The organism is Chitinibacter sp. SCUT-21 (assembly GCA_041874755.1).
Classification (GTDB): domain Bacteria; phylum Pseudomonadota; class Gammaproteobacteria; order Burkholderiales; family Chitinibacteraceae; genus Chitinibacter.
The window spans coordinates 1318852-1341438 of sequence record CP102611.1 but is presented as its reverse complement, the minus strand read 5'-3'; the positions used below and the strand labels follow the sequence as shown (position 1 = coordinate 1341438).

The 22587-nt window shown below is 50.2% G+C and carries 14 protein-coding genes and 3 tRNA genes; 12 read left to right on the top strand and 5 right to left on the bottom strand.

The window, feature by feature from the left end:
* Positions 1-23: 23 nt before the first annotated feature.
* The gene (gloB, locus tag NT239_06140; protein XGA72412.1) at positions 24-773 is read right to left on the bottom strand and encodes a hydroxyacylglutathione hydrolase; all 750 of its coding nucleotides are present in this window, start codon (positions 771-773) and stop codon (positions 24-26) included.
* A gap of 23 nt (positions 774-796) precedes the next feature.
* Between gloB and NT239_06135 the strand changes: the two genes are divergently transcribed.
* Together NT239_06135 and NT239_06130 are read left to right on the top strand one after the other, a co-directional pair.
* The gene (locus NT239_06135) at positions 797-1531 is read left to right on the top strand and encodes a class I SAM-dependent methyltransferase (GenBank protein XGA72411.1); all 735 of its coding nucleotides are present in this window, start codon (positions 797-799) and stop codon (positions 1529-1531) included.
* A complete protein-coding gene (locus NT239_06130) occupies positions 1522-1953 on the top strand; it encodes a hypothetical protein (protein ID XGA72410.1) in 432 nt (143 codons plus the stop codon). Before NT239_06135 ends, NT239_06130 begins: the two co-directional genes overlap by 10 nt.
* A gap of 53 nt (positions 1954-2006) precedes the next feature.
* Here the strand turns inward: NT239_06130 and NT239_06125 are convergent, their stop codons facing one another.
* Positions 2007-2291 carry a hypothetical protein gene (locus NT239_06125; GenBank protein XGA72409.1) on the bottom strand — a complete coding sequence of 95 codons (285 nt, stop codon included), beginning with the start codon at positions 2289-2291 and terminating at the stop codon, positions 2007-2009.
* 33 nt (positions 2292-2324) lie between these two features.
* On the opposite strand from NT239_06125, the gene rnhA reads away from it, so the two are divergent.
* From rnhA to NT239_06085, 8 genes are all read left to right on the top strand, one after another.
* On the top strand, positions 2325-2756 hold the full coding sequence (rnhA, locus tag NT239_06120) for a ribonuclease HI (protein ID XGA72408.1): 432 nt from the start codon (positions 2325-2327) through the stop codon (positions 2754-2756).
* A gap of 169 nt (positions 2757-2925) precedes the next feature.
* On the top strand, positions 2926-3135 hold the full coding sequence (locus NT239_06115) for a hypothetical protein (GenBank protein XGA72407.1): 210 nt from the start codon (positions 2926-2928) through the stop codon (positions 3133-3135).
* Between the two features lie 274 nt (positions 3136-3409).
* The gene (locus tag NT239_06110) at positions 3410-14044 is read left to right on the top strand and encodes a type I secretion C-terminal target domain-containing protein (protein ID XGA72406.1); all 10635 of its coding nucleotides are present in this window, start codon (positions 3410-3412) and stop codon (positions 14042-14044) included.
* A complete protein-coding gene (locus NT239_06105) occupies positions 14041-16113 on the top strand; it encodes a type I secretion system permease/ATPase (GenBank protein XGA72405.1) in 2073 nt (690 codons plus the stop codon). The genes NT239_06110 and NT239_06105 overlap by 4 nt, the downstream gene beginning before the upstream one ends.
* Positions 16113-17393, top strand: coding sequence for an HlyD family type I secretion periplasmic adaptor subunit (locus NT239_06100; GenBank protein ID XGA72404.1), 1281 nt, complete (start codon positions 16113-16115; stop codon positions 17391-17393). Before NT239_06105 ends, NT239_06100 begins: the two co-directional genes overlap by 1 nt.
* 13 nt (positions 17394-17406) lie before the next feature.
* Positions 17407-18711, top strand: coding sequence for a TolC family outer membrane protein (locus NT239_06095; GenBank protein ID XGA72403.1), 1305 nt, complete (start codon positions 17407-17409; stop codon positions 18709-18711).
* Positions 18712-18737: 26 nt separating this feature from the next.
* Positions 18738-19325 (top strand): OmpA family protein, encoded by a 588-nt coding sequence (locus NT239_06090; GenBank protein ID XGA72402.1) that lies wholly within the window; start codon positions 18738-18740, stop codon positions 19323-19325.
* Entirely contained in the window at positions 19322-19804 is a 483-nt protein-coding gene (locus tag NT239_06085; GenBank protein XGA72401.1) for a hypothetical protein, read from the top strand. The genes NT239_06090 and NT239_06085 overlap by 4 nt, the downstream gene beginning before the upstream one ends.
* A 144-nt stretch (positions 19805-19948) precedes the next feature.
* Here NT239_06085 and NT239_06080 read toward each other — a convergent pair.
* The 3 genes from NT239_06080 to NT239_06070 form a co-directional block, all read right to left on the bottom strand.
* Positions 19949-20024 (bottom strand) — tRNA-His (locus tag NT239_06080).
* A 37-nt stretch (positions 20025-20061) separates the two neighbouring features.
* A tRNA-Arg gene (locus tag NT239_06075) sits at positions 20062-20138 on the bottom strand.
* Between the two features lie 29 nt (positions 20139-20167).
* Positions 20168-20244, bottom strand: a tRNA-Pro gene (locus NT239_06070).
* 146 nt (positions 20245-20390) lie between these two features.
* On the opposite strand from NT239_06070, the gene folD reads away from it, so the two are divergent.
* Together folD and NT239_06060 are read left to right on the top strand one after the other, a co-directional pair.
* Positions 20391-21245 carry a bifunctional methylenetetrahydrofolate dehydrogenase/methenyltetrahydrofolate cyclohydrolase FolD gene (folD, locus tag NT239_06065; protein ID XGA72400.1) on the top strand — a complete coding sequence of 285 codons (855 nt, stop codon included), beginning with the start codon at positions 20391-20393 and terminating at the stop codon, positions 21243-21245.
* Positions 21246-21327: 82 nt separating this feature from the next.
* The gene (locus NT239_06060) at positions 21328-22359 is read left to right on the top strand and encodes a quinone-dependent dihydroorotate dehydrogenase (GenBank protein XGA72399.1); all 1032 of its coding nucleotides are present in this window, start codon (positions 21328-21330) and stop codon (positions 22357-22359) included.
* Positions 22360-22587 lie beyond the last annotated feature (228 nt).

The following is a 22587-nucleotide window of genomic DNA, read 5'->3' as shown; positions in this document are numbered from 1 at the left end:
TTTTATTCAGTTTGGATAGTGGTTTAGCGAAAGTTATCTTTCCATTTTCGCAAAGCAGCAAAAACTTGTTCTGGTGTATTCGCCTCTGGAATTTGTTCACGTACCCGTTGTTGAACCGCCATCTGCTCGGAACGTAAGAATGGATTGCTCGCCAATTCGATCGCGATTGTCGAAGGCAGGCTAGGTTGACCTAAGCTTCGCAGCTCAGCGACTTGTTTGGCTCGTTGTTGCAAGGCGAGGTTGTTCGGCTCTACGGCGAGCGCAAAGCGAAGATTGCTTTGCGTGTATTCATGCGTGCAGCACAGCAAAGTATCGTGCGGTAGCTGTGCCAAGCTAGTTAAGCTGGCATACATTTGAGCTGGCGTACCTTCAAATAATCGGCCGCAGCCCGCCGAAAAAAGCGTGTCTCCCGCCAAGAGCAAACCTGCTCCAAAGTAACAAAGATGATTTAACGTGTGCCCAGGCGTAGCGATCACCTGAAACTGTTCTCCGAGTAGCGCTAAACTTTCCCCGCCGTGTAGTGGTCTATTAATGTAATCAATGTGCGCAGGCCCATAAATCGGTAGGTCCGGATGCGCTAAACTGGCTAAACCGCCTATATGATCGGCATGATGATGGGTAATCAGGATGGCCGCCAATTCAAATTGCTGTTGTGTTAGCCAACTTTGCAACGGTGCCGCCTCACCCGGATCGACCGCAATCACCTTGCCATTTTGCTCTAGCGCCCAGATATAATTATCTTCAAAGATTGGAATGGCGCTGATATTGAGCATGGGCTTACTTCCTTGGACGTTGTATGACTGCAGCTATTGATCATTTTGCCGCTTGGCTCGCGACTCCGCTAGGGCAATATCTGCGCGATAGCGAAGCAGCATGGTTTGACCGTACCACGGTCGATATTTTTGGCTACAAAGCCATGCAGCTTGAATTGCCGCAGTTCGATTGCTTGCGCGCCAATCGCATGCCATGGCGCCGCATCGTAGGGGAAACTGCAGGCACTCAAATTCGCTGCTCTGCAGAATCTCTGCCCTTTGCTGAGCAAAGCCTCGATTTGCTTGTGATGCCGCATACCCTCGATTTTTCCAGCGACCCTCACTCTGTACTGCGTGAAGCTGAGCGCGTGATGCGCCCCGAAGGCCGAGTGCTAATCACTGGGTTTAATCCGTGGAGTTTATGGGGCTTGCGCCGTTTGCGCGCTAACGAAGTGGCTTGGCAGGGTCAGTTTTTGGCGCTGCACCGACTGAAAGACTGGCTGTCCTTACTGGATTTGCAATTGGTTCGCGGCGAATTTTTATGCTACCGCCCGCCGCTGCAGCGTAAAGGCTGGTTGGATAAAAGTCGATTCTTGGAGCAAGCCGGCGATAAGTTGTGGCCGGCTGGTGGCGGGATTTACTGTCTAGATGTTGTTAAGCGTGTACGCGGCATGAATGTGATTGAGCCCGATTGGAGTCAAATCGTCGTACCCAAGCGCAGTGCTGCAGCCGTGGCGGAAAAAATGCAATTGCAGGCCAAAAAGGATAGATGCAAATAATGCTAAGCAGTGAGCAAGCGCGCAAAATCGGTATCGCGCTGGTGCTGTGTTTTGTGCTGACCTTGTGTCTGCCCTTTCTGGAAATGCGCATTTTAGAAAACCAGAGCCAATTTTTTGGTTGGCAAGTTTGGCTGATTTCTTTTTATGCCTTCACTGGAGACGAGCTGGGGCGCTATTGGCTGTTGCCAGCACTATCTGCGGCAAGTTTGTTCTCTGTTTCACTTTGTGTCGGGCTGATCGTTCAGCGCTGGGCTTGGATTAGATCTCCGCATTGGCGCTGGTTTTCGTTGCTAATGTGCGTGGGCTATCTGTATGCACCTTGGCTGCTAAAAGACCCTGCGCGTTATCTGCTTGCTTATTATCTGGGCTTGGTCTTTCACGCCGGGTTGTGGTTTACCCTAATTGGTATGAAACGGGTCTGAGGGTATTGCGGTGTAATGATTTCTGTATATGGCCTTCAGGCATATACATTGCCTTATTTGTCGCACTGTTTGGCGGTGTCGCTCATGCTTTTCAGTAGTTTTGTGCCTTCTTCCCGATTTTTGGTTGGTAGGCGAACATCATGTCCACTACCCAAATTGCCACCGCCATAGCTAATTTGTAATTCTTCATCGTTTAGCTGAATAAATTGCACCACGGTTAAATTGATGTACTTGTCTGATTTTGCATCAGCGCTGGGGAGTTTCCATGGGCAAAATGGGCTGGCGAGGGTGTAGCTGGCACTGCTTGCGAGTAAAATAGCGGTGATCGTTTTTAGCATTGTGCTGCCCCAATTGAAAAGAGAGTTTGAATCATGGTCGAAATTTATACCGATGGCGCTTGTAAAGGCAACCCAGGCCCGGGAGGCTGGGGCGCATTTTTGCGCTACGGTGCGCATGAAAAAGACTTATTTGGTGGCGAAGCGCACACCACAAATAATCGGATGGAGCTGCTCGCGGTAATTTCCGCGCTGCAAGCCTTAACGCGCCAATGCGAAGTGACGATCCACACCGATTCGCAATACGTAAAAAACGGCATCGAAACATGGATTCATGGCTGGAAAAAAAACGGCTGGAAAACCGCGGCCAAACAGCCAGTTAAAAACGAAGATTTATGGCGTGCGCTCGATGAACAAGTTGCGCGGCACACGGTGCAATGGCGCTGGGTGAAAGGGCACGCGGGCAATCCAGGTAACGAGCGCGCCGACCAATTGGCCAATCGAGGTGTGGAGTCAGTGCTGAGTTAAATTAACGAATTCTTCACTTTTGCCGCGTCCAACGCTCGATATACTGGCTTGAGTTTTCGCAGCGCGCTTAATCTCTGAGTTTATTTTCCGATAGATTAATCAGGTGCAGTGAGCTGATGTACTGGATGGTGGTATTTGCATTGAACTCGCAGTTAAGGAGGAACAGAGCATGATGACCTATTCAAATTCACTGGAAGACTGGCTAGAACTTACGCAGTTAGTGGTGCAAATGCCAGAGGGCGCTGAACGTGTTTTGGCGATTGGTGAACAAGATCAGCAAGCGGGGTTAATGTTGGGCTACGGTCGGCGTTTACTTGAGGCAACAATTCGAAATGGGCAATTTTATTTTGCGCGGCAAAAAACCTCGGAAGCCGAATAATAATTTTGATTTAAACGATTTAGCAAAGCCTTGGGGTTCACCAAGGCTTTTTTTTATTATCGACCAGCAAAATGGTGAGCTTAGCTGTGTAAGGTGTACTGCGGGTGTGATAGTGGATGTGTGCTAAATCATAGTGATTACCTTGTTTGCAATCTGACAAAATTTTCTTGGAATTTTTAAGTAAAAGTAAGGGATTTCCCTAGTTAACATGAAAACGTCATCTTGTATTGTTACAGGCTTGGAAAGAATATATTGCTTGTAACAGGTGGTCCTGATGGCACAACTCGAAAGTGGCGTAATTTATTTGCTAATTGGCGATCAACTATGGCGCCTGTTGCCGGAGGGGGTGCTGGAGCTAGTTGGTGACAATGAGCCATTGCCAGTCAATGCGCGGATCATTGATATTGATTATGGTGCCGAGCTTGCCAAGCTCAGCCCAGAAGGCGCGGCAAAGGTTGAGGCAGAAGCTGCGGTCCGAGCTAATTCATCAAGTCGATCTAATCCTAGCAGCAATACGCCTCCAGTATTGAGTACCAGCAATCTGGCAAGTATTGTGGCTTTGATCGAACGAACTGCGGATGAAACGATTGCTGATTCGGGTTATCAAACGCGCCATTTAGAGCAGCCTATTGATCTTGATGTAGTACAACAAAATGCAATTCCAGCTGATCTGATCCCTGACAACGCGACCATTACGGTCAAAATCGCCGATGGCGGCGATGGTTGGATTAATCGCCGCGAAACACCGCAAGTGGACTTATCTGGGACCACGAGCGAATTATTGGTGGGGCAGCTGATTACTTTGGTGCTCACTGACATCGAAGGCCGTCAGCTTATTCTGACCACCTACGATTTAGGCGGTTATTACCAGCTTAATGATGTGGATTTATCTCGTCTGGCCGAAGGTCCGATTCGGGTAAAGGCTACGGCCGCTGACCCTTATGGCAATGTGGTGAGCGCGATTGATGACAGCGTAAAAGATACCTTGGCAGAAGTCTCTCCGGTAATGTTAACCCAGCAAGGTGGCGATATTTATATCGCGACGGACGAAAGCCGTAACACCGAGATTGCTGGGTCTGTGACGCATGTACAAGATGGTCAGCGCGTGGATGTCACGGTGCAAGATGCCTCTGGTCAAGTCATTAGGCTCACAGGTTTGTTGATTGTGAATGGGGGATGGAGCACGGGAGTTCTCGATCTCTCGCACTTTGTGGATGGTCCTGTCACCGTGATCGCTTCGACGGTCGATCTTGCGGGTAATCCAGCACAAAACACCGCGACTTTGTACCGAGAAAGTGGTGCCTTGGTAACTGCGACTTTTGCAGATGACTATATCCACGAGGGGGCTTATCCTGAGCTACTTAATGCAGTTGAAGGCCGTGGCGAGGCATTGTTTGGCACGATCAATGATGTAGAAAATGGTCGGACTGTGACGCTAACCGTGACTGATGCGGCGGGGCGAATTTTGACTTTTACCGCCGTGACTGCGGGTGCAGTTCAGGATGTGAACGGCGATTGGCAAGGAGGCAGTTGGCGTGTAGAGGGGGCTGATTTTTCGTCGTTAGCGCCTGGCGTGTTAAGCCTGCAGGCCAGTGTGACTGACCTAGCTGGTAATACCGCGCTAGCAAACGATACGATTGTTTATGATCCTGTCGCTCAAGTTATTGATTTAGCGAGTAATCAGGGGCAGGGAATCAGTCTGGCCGAGCAAACTGCGGTGATATTCACTGGGCGAGTTATCGATATTGAACCCGGTCGTGAAATCGCTTTAAACCTGAGCGATGGGCTTGTAACCCTCTCAGGGAAAGTCATTGTTGCCCCTGATGGAAGTTGGCTGTGGCCAAATGTGGATCTGAGTGTACTTCAAGAAGGCCAGCTCACTCTTACCGCAAGCGGTACTGACTATGCGGGCAATCTGGCAACAGCAACGGCTCAATTTTACAAAGATACCTACGGCACAATTACGGTTGAATTTGTCGATAGTTACGTTCATGAGGGGCGGTATCCTGAATATTTAAATCGGCTTGAAGACGATCAAACCGTGATTCGGGGAACCGTGAACGGGATTGAGGATGGGCAAATAGTCACCTTAACCGTGACCGATTCGATCGGGGCGAGCCGGATTTTGTCGGCGATCGTCAGTGGCGGTACCTATTCCGTTTCAACGCTGCAACTTGCAGGGTTAGCCGAAGGGGTGTTGACGGTCGATGCGCTTGTTTCCGATCTTGCAGGCAACAGGGCTAGCGCAAGCGATACGATCATTCACGATACCTTAGCGGATATTCTGCCCGCGACAAGCAGCAATGCTGGCCCCGTGATTAATCAATTTGAAGTTTCAGCGTTGTCATTAACTGGTCAGGCAGCACATATTGAGGCCGGTCGTATTGTGTCGGTGGTGTTGCGCGATGTGAATGGTGTAGAGGTCGCAGGAACTGCCACGATTGAGGCCGATGGCCAGTGGCGCTTGGTGGGATTGGATGTGTCCACACTCAGTGATGGGGTCATTAGCATTCAAAGTGCTGCGACCGATTATGCTGGCAATCCTGCGGTAATGGCAGAAACGCTGATAAAAGATACGCAGGCGCAAATTACCGTTCGTTTTGTGAATGAAGGCGGTGATGATATATACAGCTTTGCCGAGCAATCAACCGGGCGTGTTAGTGGTTCTGTTATCGATGTTGAGGATGGCCAGACTGTTCGGATCGTCATTACCGACAGCAATAATAAAACCATTACACAAGAAGGGATTGTTATTGCGGGTGGTCTCTGGACGAGTAATGTTTTTGACTTTGCTTCGTTGGCCGAGGGGCAGTTGCGCGTTGAAGCTTGGACCGAGGATCGGGCTGGGAATCCTGCAACTGCAAGCGATCTTGCCGCGATAGATCGCTCAGCATTTATCGATATTGATACTGATTACGATATTGCCACTTCCGGCGATCAAGGTATTGATGTTTGGGCGATCAAGGCGGGCCTGATTCATGAGATTAAGGGCTCTGTTTTCCAAGTCGAAGATGGTCAAACAGTGACCGTCACCTTATCGGATGGAATCACGAGCAAATCCTTCACTGGCCTTGTTGCTGCTGGGCGCTGGACGGCAGCAATCGATCGCAGTGGCTTGGACGTCGTCAGAGATTGGACGCTGCAGGCTGCTGTGCAAGACTTAGCTGGCAATAGTGCTAGTGATGAGACCCCAAGCATTGCTATGTCGGAAGTGCTGTATCTGAGTGAAGATCAGCTTGCCTTGGATCAGGTGGCCGAGGATACATCGCTGCTTCGAGTGACTGGCGCCAATGCGATTCGTTTTGCAGCTGACCAAACACAACTCAATGGCATTACTTCGCAAGGCATGGCGACGACTTTGGCGCTGGCTCCCGATGGTCAAACACTGACTCTCACGCGTTCCGATGGTGAAATTGTTCTGCGCTTGGTGTTGCAGGGCGTTTCGATTAAAGCGGAGTTAATGCACCCGGTTGATGATGCTGCCGGAGCACCGCTGTTGGTGAATTATGTCAACGTCGAGATGACGCAGAACGAAACCTACCATGGCGCAAGTGATACCGACACCATTCTCGCTAAAGTGTCATTCGGCATTGGCGATGCTGAGCCCTTCTCGGTGGATGATTTTGCAACGGTTCTCGAAGGTGACTCAACTTCTGGGACTGTCTTGGCCAATGATATTTCGACGGAACCGCCGTTTAGCGTTTACGAAATTATTGTTGGTGGAACCGTTAACTCGGATGGTACGGTGAGTGGTGGTACGCGCTATGCGGTCAATCCAGGCACCCCATCGCTGATCCCGTTTGTGCAAGGCAACCTCACGATCGGCTCGGATGGTAGCTGGAGCTTCGTCGCTCATCGCAATTTAGATCATCAGATCGATCAAATTGTATCGTTCCATTATGCCGCGAAGGACGCCGATGGTGATGTTTCGTTGGCCAAGGTCAATATTACGGTGCTGGATGGAGAGCCCGGTAGTTTGTCTGACGCAGCGGGTAGCTTTACTGAAGCACAATTTGGTACGCCGAAAGAAAGCAATTATGCGTTCACTGTTACGGCGGGGTCGGATAATTTGGATCCTAGCACGCTCCAGTTTGCCGACCCTTTAGGTTCACTACTGGTTGATTTAACGGCGCTAGGCCTGAAAAGTGGCGGAGTTAATCTTGCATACGAATTTGCGGGGCCCAATACGATTGTTGCAAAAGCTGCGGGCGCGATTGTTATGACCTTGGCGTTGTCAGCAACGGTTGAGGCAAATGGGGATTTGGCTGCGAACGGCAAAATCACCTGGTTACGTCCTATCGATCATATTGGACGAGAAAGTTTTACTTTAGTCCTGCCGGTACAAGCGTTGGACTCGGATGGTACCCCAACACGAACAGGCTTGTTTAGCGTTGCCCTGAATGATGGAGCTAATCCAAGTGCTAGTTGCACGCAAGGTGTTGAAGTCAGTGAGACGGCGTTACCCGAGGCTCAGAATGCGACTGGCACCTTGGCGATAGCGATTGGCTCGGACTCAATCAGATCGATGGCTTTTGCTGAAGCTTCTCTCCAGCCGGAATTATATAGCAACGGCTTGCGTGTGCAGTTTGAGCTATCTGGCGATGGGCTTACCTTGCGCGGATTTACGCTGAATGGCTCAATTCGCGAAGAGATTTTTACAGTTCAATTGATAGGTAGCCTAGCCGCAGAAACGGGCTCCACTGTGAACTATCAATTTACATTATTGGCGGCTTTAGATCAGTTAATCGGGCTGCAGCATCAAGCATTTATTGCTGTGCCTATTGTGGTTGATATCGAAGATTTTGATCACGACACCACCGCGGTGCCGTTGGATATCAAAGTGCATGATGGTGCAAATCCTACCGTTGGCAATGTTGAGCTGGAACTGGGCGAGCACCCTGTGGCTTTAGGCCAGGCGTGGGTCACTAAACAATCGGTCAGTCTAGAGGTGAGTGCAGCCCAAGATCCTGTGATTGATGCGGGGTTTGGCATCGAAGATGGTCTTGCGGTTTGCAATGATAGTGGCGTGCCCCTAACGCAAGCGGGGGTTGCGCTGATTTGGCGTATGAATGGCGACGGCAGCATTTCGGCAGTGCTCTCAAGTACACGCGTTGAGGTCATTCGTCTCATTATCACTGAGCCCGTGAGTTCTCCGATTGATCAAACGAGCAAAGTGATCGTTACCGCTGAATTGTACGGCGCTTTGGATCACCTGCCCGGTGTGGCCAGCTCTGATGCCATCGTTTTGGCCGTACCAATTTATCTGCTCGATAGTGATGGCTCTCTGGGGGTGGGGCAGGTTCGAGTCACCATTCATGATGGGCGTGACCCGATTTTGGTGGATTTACCCCCCTTGCTGGTGGATGAGGATGGTTTGCAAACCAATGTGGGCACAATCGATACTGGGGTCATTTTGGGGCTCAAGGGGAGTGATGCGACGACCAATGCCGAATTTACGCTCGTTAGTACTTTGACAAGCGGTGGCCGAGCGGTCTCAATAGCAACGGCAGTTGGGGTGGATGGTTGGTGGATGGCGCAGGATGCGGCGGGCAACTCGGTCTTCCGTGCTCGTTTGAAGAGCAATGGGGAAGTGGATTTTGAGCTGCTTGGCCCCCTTGACCATCCCGCAGGGGATGGTAAGAACACCCTCGACGTGCTGTTCGATGTACGAATGAAGGATGTCGATGGAGACCTGAGCCCACCAATGCGTCTGCAAGTAGGCGTGGTTGATGATGTCCCGGTATCTCAAAGTGTGGAGGCAGAGGTCACAGAGGGGCAATCGCTTTCCGAAAACCTACTGCAAGACAATCAATTGCTTGGTGCTGATGATGGCGCAATCACATCAATTATCTATCGCGGAAATACCTATGTAATTCCTGCTGATGGTTCGGTCGATCTTGCTCTGGTGGACGACCTAGGTAATGGCTATGGTGCCCTGACGATGTGGTCTGATGGCCGTGTCGAGGTCAAGGCCAATACCGCATTTAATCTAGGTGGGGTGGATATTATTGATCATCTCACCTATCGGGTAACCGATGGTGACGGCGATGTTGTTGAGAGTTTTATCAAGCTCGATGTGCGTGACAATGACGGCAAGATAGTGATTGAGCCGATATCGACGATTGAAGATCGGGTGCAATTGATTAGCCTCTATGTTGATCGCGGAGACTTGGATAACGGAGAAACCGTTACTCGGATTACTTTTGATGCTGGCAAGCTCGCCGGGGGCACGCTGCGTTTTAATGGTGTGCTGTTGTCTGTAGATGCAAGCGGTAATCCTTATCTCGATGCGGCGCAGTTGGCGATTGGCTCGGATGATTTGGTCCGTCCGAATGGCTTGTTGACGTTCACACCGGCACTGAATACGTCCCAATCTTCCTATGCTTCGCCGCAATCTAAGCCGGTGATTCAGGCTGCGGCGACCATTGCGGTAGACGTTGGCCCCGATCATCAGGTGCAGGCTTCGCGCAAAGTAGTGGTCACCAGCAGTGCTGATGAGCCGGAATGGTCTACGAATTCGCAATTCACGTACAACACGGCTGAGGATGGCGCAGCCTTACCGTTAATCTTAGATGCCAATTTGTTTGATACCGACGGTTCAGAAAAACTGAGCTATCGGATTGATGGCATTAGTGCTGGCTTATCACTAAAAACAGGTTCAACCGTTGTAACTAATGGTATGTCGCTAACTGAGGCTCAGGTCCATGCATTGGTAGCAATACCTGAGGCGGGTAGCGCAGGAAAGCTCAGTTTTGAACTAATTGCAACCGCGACGGAGAAAGACAATAACGATAGCGCCTCAAATAACAAACTCATCACGATCAATGTCATCCCTGCGGCTGATACACCGACCTTAACGGTACGTAATGTGGCGGGTACCGAGGATGTGCCGATTGATATGCGTGAGCTAATTACCCAAAGTGCGCTCACCGATCGTGATGGATCTGAGACATTATCGTTTAGCGTACGTGGTCCTGCTGGCTGGGGCGTGAGTGTGAATGGTGTTGCCGTGACGCCCGATGCCAGTGGAAATCTGCTTTTTTCGGCGACAGATTTAACCGCGGGCCGCGTGAAGCTAATTCCGGCCGAAGATTGGAGTTCGAACGATATTGCAGGAGGGAAGTTTACTCTGACAGTTACGGCGATTGCGACCGAATCTGTACAAGATGGTCTATCGCCAAGCCCTGTCACTGCAATCACGACCAAAAATGTAACGGTCGCCCTCAAGGGGATTGCCGATGAACCATTAGTCACAGATGGTCATGGCTGGACATATGATGAAGCCAGTCGGGTGATTAGCGGAACTTTCAACGAAGATGAGTTAATCCAACTCAATATCCAGCTTGCGACAAAAGACAATCAAAACACAGAATCCATTTCTTTCTTATTGTCGCATGTACCATTGGCTGTTCAGCTCAGCGATGCGGCAGGTAACCCATTGTTATTGCCGATCGTCGGCTCAGAGGATGGGCTTCCTGTTTATCAATTGACCTTGGCGCAACTGGCATCGGTTTATTTCAAACCATTAGCAGACTTCAGTGGCGCTCAGTTTGAGCCTCGCCTGACGCAAATAAATACAGAGCCAGATGGGGACGTCGCTCGGTTTGTTCATCAGATTCATATCGAGCTATTACCCGTGGTGGATACCGTCAACATCACCGAGATTAATACGCGAGCGGCCGAAGATATTCCCGTCGTGCTCAATTTAGGGCTGGCTCCGTGGGATGGACTCACCGGCTTACGTGATATCGATGGCAGTGAGAAGATCACAGGCATTGTGATTAAAAGCGATGCAGGTGGTAGCTTGCGTTGGGATGGTCAAATACTCGCTGTAGGTGCGGGCTTAGACCTAGCGCAGTTGGCAGCGAAAAATGGCTTGACGTTGGAGCAATTGATCAATGCCGGCCGTTTAACATGGGTGGGGCCAGAAGATGCTTCGGGTCATTTCTTGCTGAGCGCCCAATACAGCATCACCGATACGTCGGAAACCGGAGCAACCGCCACTGCGCTAATTGATACTCAACTCAATGTGAATGTATGGAAGCAAGTGGATAACACCGCGGTTGATTCACCAATCCTCACTCGAATTGAGTCTTTGTTATCGACTTACTCCGATAGCGGCTCAGGGGCCATTACGCTTTCAGGCATTACATTTAGCGAAGATGATATTGATGGTTCGGAATATATCGATCAAATCGAACTGCAATTGCCGGCGGGCGATGGTTGGTATATCGATTATCCTGGAGCTTTGCACGATGGTCATGGAAACTGGTTGCTGCAGTTGGGTAGCAATTTAACATCCGCATCGACTATTGATACGGCCGTGAGTATTTTGGATAACTTACGAGTGGTGCGGCATGCAGATAATCCAACGAGCAATATTGATCTTTTGGTGAAGGTGCGTGTACTTGATGGTGTAGATGCTGAAGTCGTTACCGCGAAAATCCACTTGGAGTTCACAGGCCATGTTGCGGGTGAGGCCAGCGAGGTAAGTCAGCTTGTGCTCTCGGTGGTGGATGCAGTTGAGGGGATGGATAATAGCGAAGATGGTGTCACTCCCCCCATCTCAACGACTGGTCATATCAATACCAGTGCGGCTGGTGATGCAAACGATGTGGTGACCTTCCGCGTGATGGCATCCGATCTGCCCTATGGCGCGGGCTTAGCTGGGGCAGACATGCATTACAAATTTGGCCCGCAGGGCAAGGCCATTATTGAATATGTATTTACGCCAGCGACTTTGTCGAGTTTGCAAATTGTAGGCTTAGATGAGGATTTTGCAGGGCGTATTTCCTTCCCTATTTATAAAGTCTCCACCGATCCATCTGGTGATGTAAAAGAAACTTCAGAAACCATGATTTTGGAGGTTGAACCTCGCGTTGACGATATTGGTGCGCTGGACCAAATCGTGTGGCGTGAAGATTTGGCAACTAATATTCGACTTGATCTGAATAGTTTATTGAATGATGAACTCAATGAGTCTGCTCAGGGTAAAGAAACAATTACTAAGCTAATTTTTGAGCTTCCTGCCGATGGTCGTTTAGGTACGTTGTCCGCTCCGGCCGGGGTCTTAACTCAAGATGGTGCGAAATGGGTATTGGATGATCCAACTCAACTTAATCTTGTAATTTTTCACCCACCGCTGAATGTCAGTGATGTGATTAAAGTGCCGGTTACGCTGGAAATTACCGACACGACAACTGGGGTTAGCACAGTCCCTGCAACGCATGTTCGAAATGTAACCGCCACGATTGATATTTTATTGCAGCCCGTGACTGACTTGGCAACGGTGGCAGCGCAAAATAGCATTGGTGATGAAGACAGCTACATCGCGTTGACTGGGCTGTCGGCGCAATTATTTGATACCAATGGCAATATTTCTACCGAATCAATGACTTTAAGGTTGACGGGGCTTCCTGCGGATGCGGTCTTGTTTGTTGATCGGGGAGGTGTACTAGAACAGTGTGCCAATAATGGCTCTACCGATGGTGGTGTTACCTATAGCTGGGGCTTTGCCGCGGCAGATATTGGCAATTTAAGGTTGTTGCCGCCGAAAAATTTTGCGGGGGATTTAGCTCTTGAGTTAGTGGCAACTACGGTAGAAAGTGGTGCGGTCACCGATGTGAAAGCAGTTGCAGCGCCATTTGTTGTGCAGGTAATGCCTATCGCTGATGGGGTGCAACTCACTCACCCTAGTGGCAGCCTGTCTAGTCCTGAAGGTAGTTCGATCAATCTCAAGCTGGGCGCCGAAACCACTGAAAATCCAAACGGTAACGAGGGTATTCGGATTAGCGTCCTGATTAAAGATAGCTCTGATGCCAGTGCACTTGAGGGAATTCTCTCAGGACGTATCGTTGGACCGAATTCACGGCTCTCTTCTGAATTTAAAGCGGTTGCGGGTGGATTCGAGGCTGATTTGATCGTGCCACATACGATGCTCGCGGATGGCCTGATTCCACAGTCTGTACTGGAGTCGATCACGCTATTCCCTGGCGCTTCTGCGTTTGGCCGATTGGATGTTGAGATCGGGGTGTATAGCCATGATCGGGCGCTGGTAGGAGGTGTCGAGCAGACAGATGATAGTGATGTAGTGTCACTCAATCTGACGATTGATCTCACACCTGTTGCATCTCCTCCGATATTGACTAGCGAGTATGGCGAAATTTTGTTTACGCGTGATGTAGCCAATGTCCCATTAGGACTTGATTTGGCGCTGGATAATCCAGCTCCCGGCGAGAGCGCTTTGCTACGTATACAAGGTTTACCAGATCGTTTTGCACTCAGTGCGGGTGAGCGTGACGGTAGCGATTGGTTAGTGAATCAAAGCGATGTTGCATCACTCACATTCTCCAGTATGGGTGTAGTGAATAATTTCACGCTGACTTTGGTTCCTGAGTCGACTCTTGCCGGGGTGACAGCTACTGGCGCCAGCCAAAGTATTAAAGTGAGTTTATTTGACCCTGCGGGCGCGGTGATGGCCGGTGAAGCCGTTGATGGCCTGTTTATTGGTAGTGCTGGTACAGATACCATTTCTGGCGGTGCTGGAAATGATACGTTGACTGGCAACGCTGATGCCGATGTATTCGTTTTTTCTGCTGCAGATGTTGGCAGTGCCGAGTTGCCAGCTCGAGATCAAATCACCGACTTTACAGTCGGTGAGGACAAGATTGATCTCAAAACCTTGCTCTCAGGCGTGTCAACGGGTGTAGATGCTGATCTGAAAATTGACTTACTCGAGTCAGGTGGTATCACTACATTGAGTATAAAACCCAATGGTGCGCAGGTGACCGAAAAGATCGAGCTGATCGGGGTCTCGCTTGATGTCTTGTATGGTGGTTCTGCCGCCGGCGTGTCTGAAGCTGATTTGCTGCAAAAGCTGATTGACGAAGGAACGCTGGTGACACAATGAGTATGCAGCGATTTGAAGCACTTGATGCTGCCTTGCAAGTTTTAGGCGTGCGAGCTGCACAAGTAGCTCGCCCCGAGTCTGACGATGACACAAGCTTAATTCGATTTGCCGCCGCTAATGGCGTAAAGCTAGATCCAATAGAGTCAAATTTACCTTTATTGCCCGCATTGCTTGAGCTGGCTGATGGTCAATGTGGAGTATTGGCTCGCGATACCAACTCCTTACGCTTATGGCTAAGGGGGGAATGGCAAGTCATTGCTCAGCCCCCAACGAATGTGACTCGGGCCTGGCACGTAGGTATTGCAGACCCGCTGGATATTAGAGGGAAGTCACTCTTGCCTGAACGCATTCAGCGGCATTGGCTTTGGCGTGAATTAGATGTTTTGCGCCCATGGTATCGAGACCTACTGCTGGCATCGCTTTTCATCAATATTATTGCCTTGCTGCTCCCGTTGTTTTCTATGAATGTGTACGACAGAGTCGTGCCCAATCAAGCCTATGAAACTTTATGGGTGTTGGCGCTGGTTGTTGTGGTTGCGGTCGGTTTTGATCTCGCTTTAAAAAAGGCCAGAGCTGAAATTTCAGACCTGACCGGGCGTGAGGTTGATCGGAATGTATCTCGAATCTTATTTTCGCGTGTGCTGGGTATGCGCATGGAGCATCGCCCGCAGTCTGTTGCGACATTCTCCAAGCAAATTCAAGAGTTTGACAGCGTTCGTGATTTCTTTACTAGTGCCACTTTGTTAGCGCTCATTGATTTGCCGTTTACGCTGATTTTTCTGGCTGTGATTGCCTGGTTGGGTGGTTGGTTGGTGCTGATTCCGATTGTTGCATTAATCGGGTTGGTGTCTTATGCCTTTGTTGTTCAGCGCCGCATGAAAGCAGCGCTTGATGAGGCCTCACGTTTTTCCAGTCAGCGGCAAGCCATTTTGTTGGAAAACTTGGTGGCGTTGGGAGAGACAAAGCAGCTCAATGCTCAACCAATGATGCTGGCTCGTTGGGAGCAGCTCATCGCAGAATTAGCTGATGCCAATATTTCCGCTCGAGAAGCGAGTAATCAACTCTCGCACGCTTCGGCATCTGTTCAACAGTTGGTTAATACCGCGTTGATAGTCGGAGGGGTTTACTCTATTGCCGCAGGAAGTCTCTCAATGGGTGGGCTAATTGCCCTGACGATGTTGTCTGGCCGCGTAGCTGCTGCAATGGGGCAAATCGCAATGCTCTGCTTGCGTTATCAGCAGACGAGAACCGCACTTGAAGGTTTAGAGCATATCGTTGAATTGCCTCAAGAGTGCCGTCAGAGTAGCGGCGTTGATACGGGGCATTTTGATGGTTCGGTTCGATTGTCTGAGGTTTCTTTTACTTATCCCGGATCTGAGCGAGCTACGCTGACCGATCTTAATTTCGAAATTCATGCTGGAGAGCGGATCGGCATCGTTGGTGCGGTGGGGAGTGGTAAATCCACGCTCTTAGCGTTATTGGCTGGGCAATTACAAGCGAGTTCTGGCCGTGTGTATTTTGACGGACTCGAATCCGCGTTATGGTCGGTCGATGAGCTACGCCGCCACAGTGGCTGGTTGGCGCAAACACCGGTTCTGTTTTTTGGTTCTGTACTCGATAACTTAACCGCAGGCCAACACGCCCCAATTCCTGAAGAGCGATTCCGTTCCGTACTTTCGGCTACTGGGATTACAGCGATGGCAGAAACATTAGATGGCGGGCTTGCAGCGCCAGTCGGTGAATTTGGTCAGCGCCTTTCTGGCGGTCAGCGTCAATGCATTGCACTAGCTAGGGCTTTATTACGTGATCCATCCCTATTGCTACTCGATGAGCCGACGAGTGCCATGGATCAAGCACGAGAGCAAAACGTTATCGATATGTTGAATGGCTTGTCGTCGTCAACGACGATCGTTTTGGCAACGCATCGCCCGCAATTGTTAGCTTTGTGTTCTCGAATTATTGTGCTGGAAAACGGTCGAGTGCTTGCTGATGGCCCTCCAGCTAGAAAAAATGAAGTGCGCCATACCGTGCGTGGAGTGAGTTTGGTGCCGCGCAAGGAGACCGTGTGATGGCATATATGACTCAATTAAGTGCGGCTTATCGGGCTCGTCGAGTGGTGTGGTTGTGCTCAGGTTTAGTGGTTTTTGTGGTGTTGTGGGCGGCTTTTGCCCACATCGATGAGGTTGTTAGAGCCGAAGGCGCTGTTGAGCCTGTTTCTGCTGTTCAGCGTATTCAAAGCTTAGAGGGTGGCATTGTTCGTAAACTTTACGTCCGCGAGGGGCAGTCGGTGAAGGCCGGCGAGGCTTTGGTCGAGCTCGACGATACCCATTTCAAAGCCAATGTCGCGGGTGCAGATCAGGAAATTGGTGCTCTGCTTGCCCGTAGAGCTCGGCTGATCGCGGAAGTGGAGGCGACCGTGCGAGGCTTAACTCCTATTTCGAGCTTGACCGCCGAGGGGGCTAGCTTTGAGGCATTAACCGTTGAGTACGCAGCTTATGTGGCGCGTTTAAGAGAGATACAAAATAGTGTGGCTCGCGCTGATCAAGTAATCATGCAGCAGCAGCAAGCGATGAATGCTGCAGAACGAAATGCGCAAACTTTGCTGCAAAGTTTGGCTTTGCTCGATCAAGAGGTGGCAACCACCGAAGGAGCCGTTAAGTCAGGAGCTTTACCGTTGGCTGAGTTGCGCAAATTGCAGCGGGATCGCGTTCGTTTACAAGGGGATTTGGATGCTGCACGGCTTGAGCGGAGCAAGCTTTCGGCTGCGCGTGCGCAAGCCACAAGTGAGCGTTCGGGAGTCGTTGATCAATTTCGCGCTCAAAGCCAATCTGAGTTGGCTGAGATCGAGCGATCTTTAGCCAAATTGCGTGAGAACCAACCCGCTCTGGCCGATCAATTACGCCGCACCAAACTGGTTTCCCCTGTTGCTGGCAAGGTGAAAGCAATTGCGATCCGCACGCAAGGTGGAGTGGTCAAGCCGGGGGAGACTATTTTGGATATCGTTCCACTTGATGACAAATTAGTGGTTGAGGCGAGGGTCGCGCCACGAGATATTGCCTACGTTAGGCCCGGTCTTGGCGCGATGGTGAAGTTTAGCGCCTATGACTTTACGGTCTATGGCGGCTTAAAAGGAACTGTCCGACATGTGAGTGCTGACGCGCTGCAAGACGAAAAGGGCAACCCATATTACCGAATCAGTGTGGAAACCAATGAAGCAACACTGCACGGTGATCCCATTATTCCTGGTATGCAGGCATCGGTTGACGTGCTAACGGGGAAAAAATCGATTTTAAGTTATTGGATGAAGCCATTGCTGCGCGCAAAAGCTGCAGCACTGCGTGAACGTTAAACAGGAGAAAAAAATGAAACTCAAAGCCGTGATGGTGGCGCTGGCATTATTGCCTATGCCGTGGAGTGCAGCCTCGACTTTGGAGCAAGCCGTAGCGCAGGCAATCGATACCCAGCCATCAGTGTTAGCACGTTATGCGCGGTATGAATCTGTGTTGGCGGATCGACGTAGCGTGCAATCAGAATATTTACCTCAGCTCTCACTGCGTGGAGAAGTAGGGCCGGAAAATACTCGCTATAGCAGTGGGCGTGAGCTTGGTAAAACCTTAACGCGGGATGATCTAAGTATACGATTGACCCAAGAGCTATTTAGCGGCTTTCGTACTCAAGCAAACTCGGAGCGCTTATGGCATGAGGCAGAATCTGAGCGCTTAGGCGTGATTAGTAGTGCAGAAAATTTGGCGGTGCAAGTCAGTGCCAGTTACTTGGATGTACTCAAGGCGCGAGAGTTACTTGAGTTGGCAAACCGTAATGTTGCGGATCACGAAAAAATCCTTGCGGATATTAAAGGTCTAGTTTCCAAGGGTTACAGCAGTGACTCAGATATTGCGCAAGTTTCATCACGTCTTGCTACTGCACGGTCCTCGCAATCGGCGGCGAGAAATAATCTGGCCGATATCGAAGCAAAATACACGCGACTTGTCGGCGTAGCCCCAGAGCAACTGATTGAGCCACGTCTTGATACGGGTTTGATCCCTGCTTCGTTAAATGAGGCGTTGACTCGAGCTCGTGAACTTCATCCTGAGTTAGCCGCAGCTGAAGCAGATATTCGTGCTACGGATCAAGAAATACGCGCCTCACGCGCTGGGTTCTACCCACAGGTATCGCTCGAGTTATCTGCCAATACAGGGCACGATCAGGATGGGAATGAGGGTCGTGATGAAAGTGCTCGAGCGTTATTGGTGCTGAACTATGACTTATTCAATGGAGGGCGTGATCGTGCTCGAGAACAAAGCTCAGCATGGCGCCGCAATGAGGCGCTCAATATCAGACAAAAAGCTACCCGTGAAGTTGATGAAGGCACGGAGCTAGCATGGAATGCATGGCACGCGCTTAATGAGCAGCTGACATACTTGCAGCAAAGTGTTGATGCCGCAACCGCCGCAGAAGCGGGCTACATTACTCAGTTTGACTTAGGTCGTCGAACTTTATTGGACGTCTTGAACGCAAAAGTTGAGGTGTTTATGGCGAGAAGAAACTATGTAACGAGCAAATATGATCGGATACAGGCAGGGTATCGCTTATTTAACGCGACAGGCCAGCTAGCCTATGCATTGCGAGTCAATATGCCAACACAGTTTGCGCCAAGGGAGAAATAACAATGAAGGCTGGGATTGCTATTTTAATGTCGTTATTGTTATCAGCTTGTGCGACAGGTGTGCCAGAGTTGACTCGTTTGGATCGGATTCAAACAGACAATTTAGCGGATCAAGACCAAGATGGCGTAATTAATCAGCGTGATCTTTGTGCGAGCAGCCCTGCCGGGATGGTGCTTGATGAGCAGGGTTGTACTAGAAGTGTCACATCTGCACCGCAGCGACTGTTTGCGGTTGAGTTCGATTTGGATCAAGCCATCGTCCGGGACGATCAGAAAAAGAGTATAGCCGCAGCGATCGCCGACGCTAAAGCCGATGCAAGGGCTGAAGTGTTAGTTGTTGGGGATACAAGCCCTGAGGGGAGCGACCAATACAACCGCGATTTGGCCAAGCGTCGAGCCGATGCGTTGTTTGAGCTACTTATTGCGGGTGGGGTCGAAGCCGGCAGAATCGGTCAGTGGGTTTCGACCGATAGCCTTGTCCGTCCCCATTTAAAAAGCCGCGAACGCCGGACTTTAATTTTGGTGCGCCACGCGGAAGCGAGTCATCCGCAAAGTGCATGGCACATCTACCAAACTGAAGATCGTATTAGCATGGCTCAAGGGGGTGTTAAATGAGGTTACTTGCCATTTTCTCACTTTTCTTGCTTGGTAATTCAATCGCTTCGCCAGTCCTAGTTCCAGTTGATTTTACCTCTGAAAGCAATGGTGTACAGCTGCAGCAGTACGATGGTGATCCGACAGAATTGCTTAAGGAGTCGGGTCGATTACTGATTACTAGTGAACCATTGAGTGACGCCCAAATTAATAGGCTTTCAAAACGCCCAACTAGAGTGTTGGTTGCCGCTAAGCAGCAAAACGCAGCGGTAGAGTTGCCAGCAGTACAGGCATTTGGGCAAGCAAGCGATAGTGTGCAAGTTTGGTATGGTTACGCAGTTGTGGAGGGGTCAGCGCAAGGCGAGGCAATTTCTGCGCAGTTGGATCAACTCGCCCAAGGAATGAAGGGGCAATGGACTGCGCCCCCCGTTGAAGTGGTGCAAAGCAACCGGGTTTCTTTGGGGGTTGGCAAACCTCGAGTAGCAGGCGGTTATCGCTAAAAAGATTCGCAATTCTTGATCTAAGAATGGGGCAGGGTTTATCTCTGCCTCATTTGCTGCGAAATTGGATTTGTGATTGACGTTCAGATTTAGAGGCCAGAAAGCATAAAACCCAGTCCTAGGACTGGGTTTTATGCTTTTTTGTGGGGTGGCTGATGGGGCTCGAACCCACGACAACAGGAATCACAATCCTGGACTCTACCAACTGAGCTACAGCCACCACAAAACTTTGTATTCTTTGATTTTTACGAGTTGCTTGGCGCACCCGACAGGAATCGAACCTGTAACCTACGGCTTAGAAGGCCGTTGCTCTATCCGGTTGAGCTACGGGAGCTCTAAACACTGCTAAAAAATGGTTTCTAATGGTCGGGGCGGTGGGATTCGAACTCACGACCACCTGGTCCCAAACCAGGTGCGCTACCAGACTGCGCTACGCCCCGACGACTAGAGAGGCCGAACTATACGGATCATCCTAAAAGCCGTCAACCCCTTTTTGAAAAAAAATCTAAAAAAACGAAAAAACGTCCAAAAAAGTGCCGATCAATGCGAAAATCACGTTTTTGCCCAATTTGCCGGAGTATTGCCAATGTCAGCCCAGATCCTTGATGGTAAAGCTATTTCTCAAGAGATTGTTCGTGAAGTGCGCGCTAAAGTGGATGCGCGAGTGGCTTCCGGTAAACGTGCGCCAGCTTTGGCGGTGATTTTGGTTGGTTCTGATCCGGCTTCACAAGTGTATGTAGGCAATAAAAAACGCCAGTGTGAAAATGCAGGCATTACGTCATTAGCGTATGACTTACCGGCGGAAACCAGCGAAGCAGAAGTACTCAAGTTGGTTGCAGAGTTAAACCAAAATGACGACGTGGATGGCATCTTGGTGCAATTGCCGCTGCCTAAGCATATCGACGCCGACAAAGTGATCGAGCTGATCGACCCAATTAAAGACGTTGATGGCTTCCATCCGTACAACATTGGCCGTCTGACGTTAAAAATGCCTTTGCTCCGCCCATGCACGCCACGCGGTGTAATGACTTTGCTGGAAAAAACTGGCATTGATTTGGTCGGTAAAGATGCGGTGGTGATCGGTGCATCCAATATCGTCGGTCGCCCACAGGCGCTGGAGTTGTTGCTTGCGCGTGCGACGGTGACTGTTTGCCACAGCAAAACCAAAGATTTAGCGGCCAAAGTGGCGGGTGCTGACGTTGTGGTGGCGGGCGTGGGTATCCCTAATTTTGTAAAAGGCGAATGGATTAAGCCAGGCGCGGTGGTGATCGACGTGGGTATTAACCGTCTGGAAAGCGGCAAATTGTGCGGTGACGTTGAGTTCGACACCGCCAAAGAGCGTGCAAGCTGGATCACACCAGTGCCTGGCGGCGTGGGTTTGATGACGGTGGCGACGCTGATGCAGAACACCTACGACGCTTGTGTGAATCGCAAAGGCTAATTTACCGCGGGCATGCTCAAGTCGGCATGCCCAAAAATTCGATCTTTGAGCTAGGCTCAATCGCAATACTGAAGGCATACAAATGGCATATCAACTCGCAAAACCCCTGTTATTCATGATGGAAGCCGAGCGCGCGCATCATGCCGCGTTTAAAGGTTTGGGCTTACTCAATAGCATGGGCTTTTTGCGCTCACTGACGCCAACGGTGCCCAATAACCCAGTCACGGTGATGGGCATCGAATTTGCCAATCCGGTCGGTTTGGCGGCGGGGCTGGATAAAAACGGCGATTACATTGATGTGCTGGCCGAGTTGGGCTTTGGCTTTTTGGAAATCGGCACCGTCACGCCACGCCCACAGCCGGGCAATCCAAAACCACGTTTGTTCCGTTTGCCAGAAGCGCGCGGCATTATTAACCGCATGGGCTTTAATAATGGTGGCGTTGATAACTTACTGGGAAATGTAGCTAATGCACAGTATCGCGGTGTACTCGGCATCAATATTGGCAAGAACGCCGATACCCCTATTGAAAAAGCGGCGGAAGATTACCTAATCGGCTTACGCAAAGTGTATGCGGCGGCCAGCTATGTAACGGTGAATATCTCCAGCCCAAACACTAAAAATCTGCGCCAATTGCAGCAGGGCGATGAATTGGGTGATTTGCTCAAGCAATTAAAAGCCGAGCAAGAAAAACTCGCCGATCAGCATGGCCGCTATGTGCCGGTGGCGGTCAAAATTGCACCGGATTTGGACAATAACCAAATTCAAGAAATTGCACGCTTGTTGATCGAAAATCGCATCGACGGCGTTATCGCGACTAACACGACATTGTCACGCACCGGTGTTGAAAACCTGCGCCACGGTCAAGAAACCGGTGGCTTATCGGGCGAACCAGTACGCGCAAAATCAACGTCGGTGATACGCGAATTGGCGCAAGTACTTGATGGCGCGCTGCCAATTATTGGCGTGGGCGGCATTATGTGCGGCGATGATGCGGTGGAAAAGATCCGCGCAGGCGCTGCGCTGGTGCAAGTCTACAGCGGTTTGATTTATGAAGGCCCGCATCTGGTTAGCGATTGCGCTGATGCAATTGCAGCCTTGCAAGCGAAACGCTAAACCTTAGACATTGCCGCAAATAAAAGGCGACAAATCTGCGACGATTTGCGCCTTTTTCAATAAGCGTTATTGGTTTTGTGAATGGTTAAAAGGTTTTAATCAAGTTTTTTTGATTAAGCTTAGCGTGTCAGCTTGCGCTCTTGCTACAATATCGGTGCATTCGTGCGTGTCGTCTCTGCAAAAAACGGCCGCCCCTTGCAATCAATCCTCTGCTGAGTGAGTCAGATG

Coding starts and splice junctions, on each gene's coding strand:
- gloB (XGA72412.1), bottom strand. CDS start 773: ATGCTCAATATCAGCGCCATTCCAATCTTTGAAGATAATTATATCTGG.
- NT239_06135 (XGA72411.1), top strand. CDS start 797: ATGACTGCAGCTATTGATCATTTTGCCGCTTGGCTCGCGACTCCGCTA.
- NT239_06130 (XGA72410.1), top strand. CDS start 1,522: ATGCAAATAATGCTAAGCAGTGAGCAAGCGCGCAAAATCGGTATCGCG.
- NT239_06125 (XGA72409.1), bottom strand. CDS start 2,291: ATGCTAAAAACGATCACCGCTATTTTACTCGCAAGCAGTGCCAGCTAC.
- rnhA (XGA72408.1), top strand. CDS start 2,325: ATGGTCGAAATTTATACCGATGGCGCTTGTAAAGGCAACCCAGGCCCG.
- NT239_06115 (XGA72407.1), top strand. CDS start 2,926: ATGATGACCTATTCAAATTCACTGGAAGACTGGCTAGAACTTACGCAG.
- NT239_06110 (XGA72406.1), top strand. CDS start 3,410: ATGGCACAACTCGAAAGTGGCGTAATTTATTTGCTAATTGGCGATCAA.
- NT239_06105 (XGA72405.1), top strand. CDS start 14,041: ATGAGTATGCAGCGATTTGAAGCACTTGATGCTGCCTTGCAAGTTTTA.
- NT239_06100 (XGA72404.1), top strand. CDS start 16,113: ATGGCATATATGACTCAATTAAGTGCGGCTTATCGGGCTCGTCGAGTG.
- NT239_06095 (XGA72403.1), top strand. CDS start 17,407: ATGAAACTCAAAGCCGTGATGGTGGCGCTGGCATTATTGCCTATGCCG.
- NT239_06090 (XGA72402.1), top strand. CDS start 18,738: ATGTCGTTATTGTTATCAGCTTGTGCGACAGGTGTGCCAGAGTTGACT.
- NT239_06085 (XGA72401.1), top strand. CDS start 19,322: ATGAGGTTACTTGCCATTTTCTCACTTTTCTTGCTTGGTAATTCAATC.
- folD (XGA72400.1), top strand. CDS start 20,391: ATGTCAGCCCAGATCCTTGATGGTAAAGCTATTTCTCAAGAGATTGTT.
- NT239_06060 (XGA72399.1), top strand. CDS start 21,328: ATGGCATATCAACTCGCAAAACCCCTGTTATTCATGATGGAAGCCGAG.